This window comes from Duganella sp. GW821-FHT07F09, from assembly GCF_059418705.1.
In genome coordinates this window covers 574,170-587,049 of record NZ_JBWKQJ010000001.1, presented here as the reverse complement: position 1 = coordinate 587,049, position 12,880 = coordinate 574,170, and the positions used below count along the sequence as shown (strand labels likewise).

General features: G+C 63.7%; 14 protein-coding genes. 4 read left to right on the top strand and 10 right to left on the bottom strand.

The genetic code is table 11. From position 1 onward, the window contains the following. Nucleotides 1–124: 124 nt before the first annotated feature. A complete protein-coding gene (locus AC07P1_RS02740) occupies nt 125–886 on the bottom strand; it encodes a sulfite exporter TauE/SafE family protein (protein WP_494694390.1) in 762 nt (253 codons plus the stop codon). A 135-nt stretch (nt 887–1,021) separates the two neighbouring features. Between AC07P1_RS02740 and AC07P1_RS02735 the strand changes: the two genes are divergently transcribed. Beyond that, entirely contained in the window at nt 1,022–1,741 is a 720-nt protein-coding gene (locus AC07P1_RS02735; protein WP_494694389.1) for a glutathione S-transferase, read from the top strand. A gap of 61 nt (nt 1,742–1,802) precedes the next feature. On the opposite strand, the gene AC07P1_RS02730 is transcribed toward AC07P1_RS02735, so the two are convergent. The 9 genes from AC07P1_RS02730 to AC07P1_RS02690 form a co-directional block, all read right to left on the bottom strand. Further along, complete coding sequence (locus tag AC07P1_RS02730; protein ID WP_494694388.1) at nt 1,803–3,782, bottom strand: protease pro-enzyme activation domain-containing protein; 1,980 nt, start codon at nt 3,780–3,782, stop codon at nt 1,803–1,805. A gap of 287 nt (nt 3,783–4,069) precedes the next feature. Then, the gene (locus AC07P1_RS02725) at nt 4,070–4,369 is read right to left on the bottom strand and encodes a hypothetical protein (RefSeq protein WP_494694387.1); all 300 of its coding nucleotides are present in this window, start codon (nt 4,367–4,369) and stop codon (nt 4,070–4,072) included. 212 nt (nt 4,370–4,581) lie between these two features. After that, nucleotides 4,582–4,782, bottom strand: a complete 201-nt coding sequence (locus AC07P1_RS02720) for a heavy-metal-associated domain-containing protein (RefSeq protein WP_494694386.1) — start codon at nt 4,780–4,782, stop codon at nt 4,582–4,584. 26 nt (nt 4,783–4,808) lie between these two features. Next, complete coding sequence (locus AC07P1_RS02715; protein ID WP_494694385.1) at nt 4,809–5,162, bottom strand: HVO_A0114 family putative DNA-binding protein; 354 nt, start codon at nt 5,160–5,162, stop codon at nt 4,809–4,811. 113 nt (nt 5,163–5,275) lie between these two features. Then, the gene (locus AC07P1_RS02710; protein WP_363504968.1) at nt 5,276–5,560 is read right to left on the bottom strand and encodes a type II toxin-antitoxin system HicB family antitoxin; all 285 of its coding nucleotides are present in this window, start codon (nt 5,558–5,560) and stop codon (nt 5,276–5,278) included. Between the two features lie 219 nt (nt 5,561–5,779). Further along, nucleotides 5,780–7,648: a PhoH family protein gene (locus AC07P1_RS02705; protein ID WP_494694384.1), complete on the bottom strand. Its 1,869-nt coding sequence runs from the start codon at nt 7,646–7,648 to the stop codon at nt 5,780–5,782. 305 nt (nt 7,649–7,953) lie between these two features. Beyond that, complete coding sequence (locus AC07P1_RS02700; protein WP_494694383.1) at nt 7,954–8,442, bottom strand: peroxiredoxin; 489 nt, start codon at nt 8,440–8,442, stop codon at nt 7,954–7,956. A gap of 67 nt (nt 8,443–8,509) precedes the next feature. Continuing rightward, nucleotides 8,510–9,460, bottom strand: a complete 951-nt coding sequence (locus AC07P1_RS02695; RefSeq protein WP_494694382.1) for a formyltransferase — start codon at nt 9,458–9,460, stop codon at nt 8,510–8,512. A gap of 28 nt (nt 9,461–9,488) precedes the next feature. Next, nucleotides 9,489–9,881 carry an Mth938-like domain-containing protein gene (locus AC07P1_RS02690; RefSeq protein ID WP_494694381.1) on the bottom strand — a complete coding sequence of 131 codons (393 nt, stop codon included), beginning with the start codon at nt 9,879–9,881 and terminating at the stop codon, nt 9,489–9,491. Nucleotides 9,882–9,976: 95 nt separating this feature from the next. Here AC07P1_RS02690 and AC07P1_RS02685 point away from each other — a divergent pair, with 95 nt between their 5' ends. Genes AC07P1_RS02685 through AC07P1_RS02675 form a run of 3 tightly spaced genes read left to right on the top strand, consistent with a single transcriptional unit; the run spans nt 9,977 to nt 12,827 of the window. Further along, complete coding sequence (locus AC07P1_RS02685) at nt 9,977–10,225, top strand: hypothetical protein (RefSeq protein WP_494694380.1); 249 nt, start codon at nt 9,977–9,979, stop codon at nt 10,223–10,225. Then, the gene (locus tag AC07P1_RS02680; RefSeq protein ID WP_363504953.1) at nt 10,212–11,444 is read left to right on the top strand and encodes a pyridoxal phosphate-dependent aminotransferase; all 1,233 of its coding nucleotides are present in this window, start codon (nt 10,212–10,214) and stop codon (nt 11,442–11,444) included. Before AC07P1_RS02685 ends, AC07P1_RS02680 begins: the two co-directional genes overlap by 14 nt. A 60-nt stretch (nt 11,445–11,504) precedes the next feature. Beyond that, complete coding sequence (locus tag AC07P1_RS02675) at nt 11,505–12,827, top strand: homoserine dehydrogenase (RefSeq protein ID WP_494694379.1); 1,323 nt, start codon at nt 11,505–11,507, stop codon at nt 12,825–12,827. The last annotated feature ends 53 nt before the right edge of the window (nt 12,828–12,880 follow it).

Genomic DNA, 12,880 nt, shown 5'->3' with positions numbered 1-12,880 from the left:
CGTGGTCAGGCGACGGCGAGGGTGACAGGGGCCACAAACCCCGATATCCCGAGGATACACGTTGGGCGGATTAGCGCAGCGTAATCCGCCAGGCTCCGTCGGCGGCTCCAAACGCGCCACGGGATCAACGCACAAACATCCAAACCGTCAACGCCGCGCCGACCAGCACCACGAACCCGCGCATCACCTTCTCCGGCAAACGGTGAATCAACCACCCGCCGCACAAGCCGCCGGCGATCCCGCCGACGCACAGGGCCAGCGCCGCCGGCCAGCTGATCAACCCCGAAGTGGCGAAGATCATCGCCGCCACCGCGTTCATGGCCATCGCCAGCACGTTCTTGGTGGCCGCCGCCATGCGCACCTGCTGACCCGCGACGGTCAGCGCCGCCAGCATCAAAAAGCCGATGCCGCCGCCAAAGTAGCCACCATAAATCGAAATACATCCCTGTGCCAGCACCAGCACCCAGCGCGGCATGCCGCTGGCCGCGTGCAGCGGTTTTTTGCGGAAGCTCCCCCACGCGAACACGCTGGTGGCGAACAGCACCAGCCAGGGCACCAGCCGCTCGAAGAACGAGGCCGGGGTATTCAACAGCAGCACGGCGCCGAACACGCCGCCGATGGCGCTGATGACCAGCATCTGGCGGAACGTCAGCGGACCGACGTCGCCCACCAGCTTGCGCCCCGCATAGGCGGACGTGATCTGGCTCGGAAACAGCGCGATGGTCGACGTCATGTTGGCGGCCAGCGGATTCAATCCGGCCAGCAGCAGGGCGGGGAAGGTGATGAACGACCCGCCGCCGGCCAGCGCGTTTTGCACGCCGGCGAGGAATCCGGCGGCGGCGACCATCAGGACGATGTGAATCTCAAGCGGTGGGACTGGCGGCATGGGCGGGGCGCAGACATGGTGGATGTGGAAGCGGACGGAACATTAGTTTCCGCTCGATTATAACCGTGGCCGGAAAAGCTTTCCGGCGCAGGGATTGTGCGACGGGTGTACGCCGGTGGTGCTACGATATTTCGCATGACGACACCATACCAACTCTATTACTGGGACGGCCTGCAGGGCCGCGGCGAATTCGTGCGGCTGGCGCTGGAGGAGGCGGCCATCCCCTACGACGATGTGGCGCGGCGCAAGAAGGGCATGCCGGCGTTGATGGCGAGCCTGGACGGCGACAAGGTCGATCATCCGTCGTTTGCGCCGCCGGTGCTGCGCGCGGGCGAGCTGTTGATCGGGCAGACGTCCAATATCCTGCTGTTCCTCGGCGCGCGGCATGGCCTGGCGCCACGCGCGGAAGCGGGGCGCTTGTGGGCCAACCAGCTGCAGTTGACCATCTCCGACATCGTCGCCGAGGCGCACGACACGCATCATCCCATCTCCACCAATAAGTACTACGAAGACCAGAAGAAGGAAGCCAAGGCACGCGCCAAGGATTTCAGGGAGACGCGCATACCGAAGTTCCTGGACTATTTCGAGGGCGTGGTGCGTCGCAATCCGGGACGCGGCGGCTGGACCATCGGCTCGCGCCTGTCCTATGTCGATCTGTCGCTGTTCCAACTGATCGAAGGCTTGCGCTACGCGTTCCCGAAGACGATGGCGAGGCTCGAGCCGTCCTATCCCGGCCTGGTCGCCTTGCGCGACAAGGTGGCGGCCCGTCCCAATATCGCCGCCTACGTGGGCTCGAAGCGGCGCATTCCCTTCAACGAGGACGGCATCTTCCGCCGCTACCCCGAGCTGGAGTAAGCGGAACCCCCGCTTCGCAAGAAGCGGGGGCGGATGCCGAGTGCGCGTCAGGCGTTGCCCGTCACTTGTAGCTGGCCACCAGCGTAACCCCGCTCGACGCCTTGTAACCGTAGACCAGCACGTAGTACGTGCCGGCCGCCGGCGAGGCGATCGAGATGGTCTCGGTGGTGGTCGAACCGTCCGATTTCCGCAGATACGAGCTGGTCGTCGGCTGCGATCCCAGTTTGACATAGAGGTCGGCGTCGCCGCTGCCGCCGGACGTCTTGAACGTCAGGCTGGTGGCGCCTGAGGGCACGGCGAAGGTATACACCTTGCTGCCGCTGGCCGCCACCGAGATGCCGGTCACCGCGACGTTATTGGTCAGCGCGTTCGACGCGGGCGGCGTGGTGCCGCCGCCGCCGGCCATGACGCTGGCGAAGTTGGCCACGTTCAGGCTCCCGTAGCCGCTGGCGTAGTCCCAGCCCGCCGCCGCGCTGTAGCCGCCGTTTTTGCCGGAGACGACGTCGTGGAACATGCCGGGATTGGCGGCCGCGCGCGCATACAGGTTGGATGACGGGAAGGGCAGCGAGTTGTTGTTCATCGATTGGACGCGCGCCCAGAAGCCGGTGAACAGCGGCGCGGCCAGGCTGGTGCCGCCGATTTGCTCGGTCGCGCCGTTGACCAGCACCAGCGCGCCGCTGGACGGATCGGCGTCGAGCGCGATGTCCGGCGTGCCGCGTTTGGTGGAGCTGCCCAACACGCCGGCGTTGACTTGCCAGCTAGGCGCCGCCTCGGTCAGGCTCGGCCCGCCGCCGGCGCCGCCATCGGCGCTTTGCTGGCAGGTGGCGCTGCTGCTGCACGCCCACACGGATTCTGAAGTCCACGTGGTGCCGGTGGTGCCGAGCAGCGTGCCGCCGACCGATACCACCCACGGCGAGACCGACGGATAGCTTTGCGAGGTGCTCGAGCCGCCGCACTCGTAGGAGCCGGAGTCGCCCGAGGAGACCGAGAACGTCTGGCCCTGTGCCACCGCCGCCTGGAAGATCTGGTCGTTGCTGGCCATGATGCCGGAGTTCTTGGCGCTGGTTTCGCATTCGCCCAGCGAGACGTTGATGGTCTTGGCGACGTTGTCGCTGACGGCCCGGTTGTAGGTGTCGGTCAGGTCGGCGTCGCTGAGGGTGTTGGCCGTGTACAGGATCATCTGCTTGATGGTGCCGCCGGCGGCGGCCAGCGCGTCCTGCGTGTCCATGTTCCACTCGTCGACGCCGGCGGTGTCTGTGCTGGCCGCGCCCACCGTCACGGTGCTGACGTTCACCGTCGGGTAGCCGGCGCGGCTGGTGAAGGTGTTCAGATCGGTGATGGTTTGCTTCATGCTGCCCTGGGTGATGATGCCGATGGTGGCGTTGACGGCGCTGGGCAGGCCGCTGGCGTTGTAGATCGCCGGGAAGTCGGTCGGGTTGTGGCCCGTGGTGGCCAGGGTCGCCGCCGCCGGCTTGGCCAGCGTATGGTACATGTGGATGGTCTGCAGGCCGTGGATGGCCATGACGGTGTCGCCGAGCGACTGCGGCACCGAGGCGTCGCTGACGTTGGCGAAGGCGGTGCGGCCGTTGACGTTGTAGTTGCGCAGCTCCGTGTTGAAGGCGGTTTTGACCGAACCGGCGGTGCCGTCGCCGCTCACCAGCAGGCGGTTGTCGGACACGGTGATGTTGATAAAACCGCTGCGCTTCAAATGCTCGACCACTTTTTGCGCCTGGGCGGCGGTCGGCGCGTAGCGCTCCATGAACTGTTCCCTGGTCAGCGGCTGGGCGCCGCGTCCGGCGACGATATCGCCGGTCAGCGCGTCCAGATCGGCCTTGTTGCGCAGCTTGAGCGCGACCACGACGTGGGTCGCTATGCCGGCCTGCATCAGGGCCTGCTGCTGGGTCGTCGTGCCGCTGACGACCGGTGCCTTGGTGGCGGTTGGCACCCAGGTTTCGGCGTGCGCCAGGCCAGTGGTCGCGGTCAGCGCCAGCAAGGTAAGGGAGGCAAGGGACGACAGTTTCATTTGCTCGTTCAAGTTCATGTGGTTCTCCGATTTTTATCAACATGATGTGCGGCGCCGAAGGATCATCGGCGCCGCGCGCTTGCACCACCCCTGAGAAGACGGGTGTGTTTTTCTCAGGGCGACACGACCCGTTGGCCGCTCCGGATGGAGTGGTCAAGGCGTGTCTATCTCAACGCGGACCGCCGGTGGGCGGCGTCGCTATTGGGGATACAAAGGGGGAGCTAATCCGGGGCGTGCGTCAACCGCGGGCGTGCCGGTGCTGTTTCAGGCGCGCGTCATGAAGGCGTGGCGGGCTGCGGAAAAGCTCAGATGGCGAAGACGGGTGGAGCGTGCGAAGGGGGTGTCAGGAAGGTGGGGGACTGCGTGTTGGAGCGGTACTGCGGAAGAACGGCGAGGTAGCTTGGTCCGGGTGACCGGGGCGTGACGGTCAGGTCGCCCGATGGCGGCAATGACGGCGTGTCGATGACCAGTTGGCAGGTAGGGCAATCCGAGTCGTCGTCGGCGATCGCGTGGTTGTGGACGCCGAGGGCGAGCAACTGGACCAGGAAAACGGTCAGCACGATCAGCATCGCCGCCATCCGCTGGACGGATGGCCTGGACCTCACGCTACTGGTGCTCTGGTCGAGTAACCGCATGCTGGTGCATCCCTCGTGACGGGTGGCTTTTATAGCAACCGTGGGAAAAGTATAGCAAGCGGTGTCGCGCACGATTGCTTTTTTCCTACATTTGCGTCGTGGGTGTTGTTTTCAGGATAGATGCTGCGGGGGCCGGCGCACCGTTGTGCGCGCGGTGTGCCGGACCAATCGGGCGGGCAGAATCAGGCGGCGGCGGTGACGGGGTAGCCGGCGTCGGCGATGGCCGATTTCAGCGGCGCCAGCGCGGTGGCGCTGTCGATTTTGACGGTCTTGGTGGCCAGGTCGACTTCGACTTTCGCTGCGGCGTCGATCGCCTGCACCGCCTTGGTCACCGTGCCCACGCAGTGACCGCAACTCATGTTTTCCACTTGTAGCTGATACATCGACTTCTCCTTTACGGTTTCGATGATCATACTGTATGCCTTCCAATCGTGGGAAGGTCAAGGGAAACGTCGTCGCAGGGGAAAATCACGCCGCCTTGGGTGCCCTCCAGTACGCCGGCGGAGAGCAGGGCGGCGATGTCGGTGTTGACGCTGTCGGGGTCGCGGCCCACACGGCGCGCGATGTCGCTGGTTGATACAGGGCCGACGCCGCACAGCGATTTTAGGATGTGCCAGCGCTCGGGCGTGAGGATGTCGCGGGCCAATTCAGGCGTCGCGAAGGCGATGGTGGCGACCGTCTCCGGTACGCCCGATCTCCAGGCCCGCGCAAAGCTGGCCAAGCTCTCGTTGAACGATTGAACTTTAAGGATAGCTGTCTTCACGGTTGCACCTTTCGACGCCCGATCCTTGATGGGCCGCGAACGGAGCCTGGCGGATTACGCTGCGCTAATCCGCCCTACGTGGTTTAGATGACGCACGCTGATGGGGGCGGGAATCAGGTTTCCGGCGGATCGTCCAGCCTGGCCAGGTCGAGGCTGACCATGGCCCATATGCCGTCGGCGTAGTCGGGTTCGCGCGACAGGTGCTCCACTTCGGATGGCTTGATTTCGAACGATTTGCCCTGCTCGACCAATTGGCCGACGTGGCCGTAGATGGCCTTGGTGGCGTTGCTCATCGCTTTGTCCACCGTCTCGCCGGTGGTCACGCAGCCCGGGATGTCCGGGACGGTCACCCCGTATCGGCTGCCTTCACGCTTCTGGATCAGGATTGGAATGTCCATGGTCTTACCTCAGCTGTGGTCGGAAAGGCGGGCGAAATCAATGACTTGGATGTTAGTGTTATACAGGATGCCACAGGATTCAAGAACTTTCGTGGATCAACACGCTTACTTGTCCCCTTCTTGTGCATAGATTGGGCGGCAGAAACTATTCGCGGAAAAAAGAAGCCCCGCCGGCATCGCTGCGGGCGGGGCTAACAGGTACGTGTTTATTCTACTACATTACAGCACGTCGCTGGCGTGATCGGCCAGGCGCGAGCGTTCGCCGCGCGCCAGGGTCACGTGGCCGCTGTGCGACCAACCCTTGAAGCGGTCGACCACGTACGTCAGGCCGCTCGAGCCTTCCGTCAGGTATGGCGTGTCGATCTGCGCGATGTTGCCCAGGCAGAGGATCTTGGTGCCCGGACCGGCGCGCGTGACCAGGGTCTTGACCTGCTTCGGCGTCAAGTTCTGCGCCTCGTCGATGATCAGGAACTTGTTGACGAAGGTGCGGCCGCGCATGAAGTTGAGCGACTTGATCTTGATGCGCGAGCGGATCAGGTCCTGCGTCGCCGCGCGGCCCCACTCGCCGCCGTCCGAATCGGACTTGTTGAGCACTTCGAGGTTGTCGTCGAAGGCGCCCATCCATGGCGACATCTTCTCTTCCTCGGTGCCCGGCAGGAAACCGATGTCCTCGCCCACCGGCACCGTCACGCGGGTGACGATGATTTCGTTGTAGAGCTTGGTTTCCAGCACTTGCGCCAGGCCGGCCGCCAGCGCCAGCAGGGTTTTGCCGGTGCCGGCCTGGCCGAGCAGGGTGACGAAGTCGCATTCCGGATTCATCAGCAAGTTCAAGGCGAAGTTCTGCTCGCGGTTGCGGGCGGTGACACCCCACACATTGTTCTTGTTGTGGCTGAAGTCGCGCAGGGTTTGCAGCACGGCGGTCTTGCCGTTGATCTGCTTGACCTGGCCGTAGAACGGCGCTTCGCCATTCTTCGGTTCGAGGAAGATGAACTGGTTGACCAGCAGCGACGGCACGAACGGACCGGTGACGCGGTAGAACGTCGCGCTCTGGCCGTTTTTATTCTCCTGCCACGATTCCAGGTCCTTGCCGTGCTTGGTCCAGAAGTCGTCCGGCAGCTGGACGATACCCGAGTACAGCAGGTCGGTATCTTCCATCACGTGGTCGTTGAAGTAATCCTCGGCCGGCAGGCCCAGCGCGCGCGCCTTGATGCGCATGTTGATGTCCTTCGACACCAGCACCACCGGACGGCCTTCCTGTTCGGCCTCCAGCGAGCGCACCACGGACAGGATCTGGTTGTCGGCCTTGCCGACCGGCAGGCCCACCGGCAGGTCCGCCGTTTGCATGCGGGTCTGGAAGTACAGGCGGCCTTTGGCATCCTTGTTGCCCAGCTTGGACAGCGGGATGCCGTTCTCGATGGCGTCGTCGTCGGTGTTGGAGACCAGCGCGTCGAGGGTGCGCGACACCTGGCGGGCGTTGCGCGCCACCTCGGTCATGCCCTTCTTGTGGTTGTCCAACTCCTCCAGTGTCATCATCGGCAGGTAGACGTCGTGCTCTTCGAAGCGGAACAGCGACGATGGATCGTGCATCAGCACGTTCGTGTCGAGCACGAACAGCTTGGTCTTGCCGGTTTGGTCGGCGTGACGGCTGGTCGACGACTTGATCGCCACTTCGTTGATCTTGTGCTTGGCCGGGTGTGGCGCCTCGGCGGTGATCGGGGTGACCTTGCCGCGCGCGGCCGGGGTGGCCTTCGTTTTTGCAGCGGGGTTGGTGGCGACCGGTGCCGGTGCAGGGGTTGCCTGGGCGGCCTTCAACACGGCCGGCGCGGCCTTCAGCACAGCGGCCACGGCCTTCGACTTGGCGGTGGTTTTCGCTGGCGCCGCAGGCGCGGCCTGGACGGCGACCGGCGCCGCCGCTTTGGTTTTCGCTACGGGTACCGCTTTGACGGGCGCCGCCTTCTTCGGCGCGGGTGCCGGCGCGATCTCGGCGACCGCCGCAATGGCGGAAACCGGGCGCGGCCCTGTCGCTTTTGGATAATCTTTTGCCAACAGTAAAGTCGCTGGCTTACTAGGTAATTTTGGCAGTGGCATCAGGATCTCAATTGAAAAATAACTGGAGGAATCCGCCCATAGGCGAGCGCTCGCGGTGCGAGTGCGAGCGCGCGTTTCCGCGAATCGGAAACTTCGGTGCCGGATGGGGTGGATGCTGGGTGGAACAGGATAGTAGACTGCCGACGGGCGTACATCTTGCCCGGAGAAAGTACCGCGTGGTGGCCGGCTGGCCACCATGTAGGGTGGGAAGAGTTACAGTGATGACTCAAAATGGTTAACAAAATGGCTGGATGCGCATGATTCTGCTACGGTTGAGCAACTCTGAAAGGCAACGCGCAAACCTGTTAAGCCTGACGCGCCACAAATTCCAGCACTTCATCGACGTGACCCGCTACCTTCACGCCTCTCCATTCTTTCACCAATTGACCGGTAGCGTCAATGACAAACGTGCTGCGTTCGACGCCACGGACGGTCTTGCCGTACATTTGCTTCATTTTCATGACATTGAATTGCGTGCAGACCGCCTCGTCGGGGTCGGAAATGAGCTCGAAAGGCAGGCCCAGCTTGGCTTTGAAGCTTTCGTGCGAGCGCAGCGAATCGCGGCTGATGCCGTAGATTTCGGTGCCGGCGGCCTGGAATTGCTCGTACAGATCGCGGAACGCCATATTCTCGGTGGTGCAGCCGGGGGTATTGTCTTTCGGGTAGAAAAACAGCACGGTATGGCGCGCTGGCCGGCCTGACAGCTGGAAAGTCTGGCCGCTCGTCATGGGGGCGGAAAAGTCGGTAACTACGGGTGGGCTATCAGCCACTGGTTTTCTCCTGGAGATGGACATCGACAATATGAGGGCGAGTTTTCACCCTTCAAGACGGGCGCGCGAAGTAAATATTGTCCAGCCTGCCCTAGGGCCGCGCCCGCAGGCGCGCTTGCAGTTGCTCGGCCGTGATGGGCGCGCCATCGGCGGTCAGGCTGGAAATCGTCAGCATGCGGCCGTCGCCGCACACGCCAAAGATGCAATTATCCACTACGGTCAAGCCCGGTGGCAAACCGAGGGCGACGACGTTGCCGAAATTGCCGGACAGGCGGGCGCGCTCGATCACGTAACGGACGCCGGCGATGTCGGTGAAGGCGCCGGGGTAGGGCGGCGCGGCGGCGCGGTGCAGATTGTAGACCTGCCGCGCCGGCTGGCGCCAGTCGATGCGGCCGTCCTCGGGTGTGCGCGGGCCGCAGCCGCTGGCCGCCGTGGCATCGTTATGCAGGCGCGGCGCCGTGCCGTCGAGCAGCGACGGCAGCACGCGCCACAGCGTCTGCTCGGCCGCCACGGTGACCTTGACGGCCACGTCGAAGGCGGTGTCGTCGGGCAGGATCGGCACCTCCACCTGCGAGACGATGGCGCCGGCGCCCGGTTCATTCGTCAACTCGTGCAGGCTGGCGCCGGTGACGGTGGCGTCGTGCAGCACCGCCCATTCGATCGGCGCGCCGCCGGGGAACTCCGGCAGCAGCGAGCCGTGCATGTTGTAGGCGGGCGCGACGGCGAGCAGCCCGGCCGGCAGCACGCGGCCGTAGTCGAAATTGAACATCAGGTCCGGCATTGTGTCGCTTACCTGTTCCAGCAAGCCGGGCGATTCGGCGTCGTCGGCGGCGATGCAGGGAATGTGTTCCTCGCGGCACAGCGCGCGCACCGATCCGTCGTGGTTGTTTCCGCCCGGGTCGTCGGTCGGGGTGACCACCAGCGCGACATCGACACCGCCGGCCAGCAAGACCTTCAGGCAGCGTACGCCAAGCTTGTGGTGCGCGAAGACGACCGCGCGTTGGCGGCGGTCGTGGTCGTTCATATCGTCGGCGTGGTTCATGGCCGTGCGCCCAGGGTTTTCGGGCGGCTCAGGCGTCCGCCTTGTCGGTGTTGTCGATGATCAGCGCCAGCGTGACCTTGCGGCCTTCGCCCATCAGGATGTTGTAGGTGCGGCAGGCGGCCTGGCTGTCCATGCATTCGACGCCGATGCGGCGCATCGTCAGCGCGGCCGTCAGGCGCGGGTGGATGAAGCGCTGTCTGGCGCCGGTGCCGAGGATGACGACGTCCGGCGCGTCGGCGCCGATGATGTCGAAATGTTCGGCGGTGATGGATTCGAAGGTCGGCGCGTGCCAGGCGCGCGGCTCGCTTTCCGGCAGCACGATCAGGCTGTAGTTGTAGCGCTGGGCGTTGATCTCGACGCCGGTTTCATCGTAGCCGGTGACGGTTTGGTACTTTTTGGTGTCGCTTGCGTGGAGCTTCATGGTATTTGTGCGATAAATGGCGCGTGGCACATGGGGCACGTAGGGCGGATTAGCGTGGCGTAATCGGCCATGCATGAGCAGCCGGCGGCGGCGCCATGGCCGATTACGGCGTTCCGCCTAATCCGCCCTACGTGTCTATGTGGTTCATCGAATTTGGTGGCTTAAGTGACATTGTAGCCTTTTTCAAGGGGCGCTTCGCCGTTTGGGGCCGCCAGAGGTTGATTAAACGGGTGGCTTTCGGCAGAATGGTTCTTTTCGCATTGCAGCACAGGCCGCCAGCGCGTTTTTGGCAGGCCACAGCGGTTTGCCTCACCAAGACAGGATTTTATTTTGCGACCGATTAATAAATCGAACAAACTGGCGGAAGTCTGCTACGAGATCCGCGGCCCGGTGCCGGAAAAAGCCCGGCAAATGGAGGAAGAAGGCCACAAGATCACGAAGTTGAATATCGGCAACCTCGCCGTGTTCGGTTTCGATCCCCCGGACGAGATCGTCCAGGATATGAAAATCAACCTGTCCAACGCGGCCGGCTACACCGATTCCAAGGGCATGTTCGCGCCGCGCAAGGCCGTCATGCACTACACGCAGGGCAAGAACATCGCCGGCGTGTCGATCGACGACATTTACCTGGGCAATGGCGCATCCGAACTGATCGTCATGTCGATGAACGCGCTGCTCAACACCGGCGACGAGGTGCTGGTGCCGGCCCCCGACTATCCGCTGTGGACCGCCGCCGTCAGCCTGTCCGGCGGCACGCCGGTGCACTACATCTGCGACGAGCAGCAGGATTGGTTCCCGGACATTGAAGACATCCGCCGCAAAATCAACTCGAACACGCGCGCGATTGTCGTCATCAACCCGAACAACCCGACCGGCGCGCTGTACCCGGTCGAGTTGCTGCAGCAGATCATCGAAGTGGCGCGCCAGCACCAGCTGATCATCTACGCCGACGAGATCTACGACAAGGTGCTGTACGACGAGGCCGAGCATGTCTCCATCGCCTCGCTGGCCGACGACGTGTTGTTCGTCACCTTCAACGGCCTGTCGAAGAACTACCGCGCCTGCGGCTACCGCTCCGGCTGGATGGTGGTGTCGGGCGAGAAATCCCATGCGAAAGACTATATCGAGGGCCTCAACATGCTGGCCTCGATGCGCTTGTGCGCCAACGCACCGGGGCAGTTTGCGATCCAGACTGCGCTCGGCGGCTACCAGTCGATAAACGACCTGGTGGGACCGGGCGGGCGCCTGTTGAAGCAACGCGATCTGGCCTACAAGCTGCTGACCGATATCCCGGGCGTCACTTGTGTCAAGCCGAAAGCGGCGCTGTACATGTTCCCGCGTCTCGATCCGAAAATCTATCCGATTGCGGACGACCAGCAGTTCGCCTACGAATTGCTGGCAGAAACGAAAGTGCTCATCGTCCAGGGCAGCGGCTTCAACTGGATCGCGCCGGATCACTTCCGCGTCGTGTTCCTGCCGAACTCGGACGATATGACGGAAGCCTTTGGCCGTATCGCCAAATTCATGGAAGGCTACCGCAAACGCCACGGCGCCAGCTTCTAGCCCTCAAGTCGCAGCCAGCCTCCACGCTCCACCGAACCGCAGATCAATAGAAACGAATATATGAAACCCATCAAAGTAGGCTTGTTAGGCGTCGGCAACGTCGGCTCCGGAACGTTCAACGTGTTGGAACGCAACCAGGAAGAAATCCGCCGCCGCGCCGGCCGCGGCATCGAAGTGGTGGCCGTCTCGGCCCGCAACCTCGAGCGCGCCAAGGAGCGCACCGGCGGCAAGGTCAAGGTCGTCGCCAACCCGTTCGACATCGTCAACGATCCGGACATCGACATCGTCGTCGAGCTGATCGGCGGCTACGACGAGGCCAAGGCGCTGGTGCTGCAAGCCATCGCCAACGGCAAGCACGTGGTCACCGCCAACAAGGCGCTGCTGGCCGTGCACGGCAACGAGATCTTCGCGGCCGCGCAGGAAAAAGGCGTCATGGTCGCGTTCGAAGCGGCGGTGGCCGGCGGCATCCCCATCATCAAGGCGCTGCGCGAAGGCCTGACGGCCAACCGCATCGACTGGCTGGCCGGCATCATCAACGGCACCACCAACTTCATCCTGTCCGAGATGCGCGACAAGGGCCTGGACTTCGCCACCGTGCTCAAGCAGGCGCAGGAGCTGGGCTACGCCGAGGCCGACCCGACCTTCGACATCGAAGGCGTGGACGCGGCGCACAAGGCCACCATCATGTCGGCCATCGCCTTCGGCATCCCGGTGCAGTTCGACAAGGCCCACGTCGAGGGCATCTCGAAACTGAACGCGATCGACATCCGCTACGCCGAGCAACTGGGCTACCGCATCAAGCTGCTGGGCATCGCCAAGCGCGCCACGGTCAACGGCGTCGAGGGCGTCGAGCTGCGCGTGCATCCGACCCTGATTCCGAGCAAGCGCCTGATCGCCAACGTCGAAGGCGCGATGAACGCCGTGCTGGTGCAGGGCGACGCCGTCGGCGCCACCTTGTACTACGGCAAAGGCGCCGGCGCCGAGCCGACCGCCTCGGCCGTGATCGCCGACCTGGTCGACATCACCCGCCTGGCCACGGCCGATCCGGAACACCGCGTGCCGCACCTGGCGTTCCAGCCGAACGCGATGACCAACATCGAGATTTTGCCGATGTCGGAAATCACCACCAGCTACTACCTGCGCATGAACGTCAGCGACCAGCCCGGCGTGCTGGCCGACCTGACCCGCATCCTGGCCGACGCGACGATCTCGATCGACGCCATGCTGCAAAAGGAACCGGCCGACGGCGAAACCAAGACCGACATCATTTTCCTGACGCACCAGACGCAGGAAAAAAACGTGACGGCGGCCATCGCCAAGATGGAAGGCCTGTCGACGGTGTGCGGCAACGTGACGAAGATTCGCCTGGAAAATCTGAGCTGATCGGCGCGCAGGGGAGGGGCTTGGATAATCGACCGATGTTGATTATCTAGTAA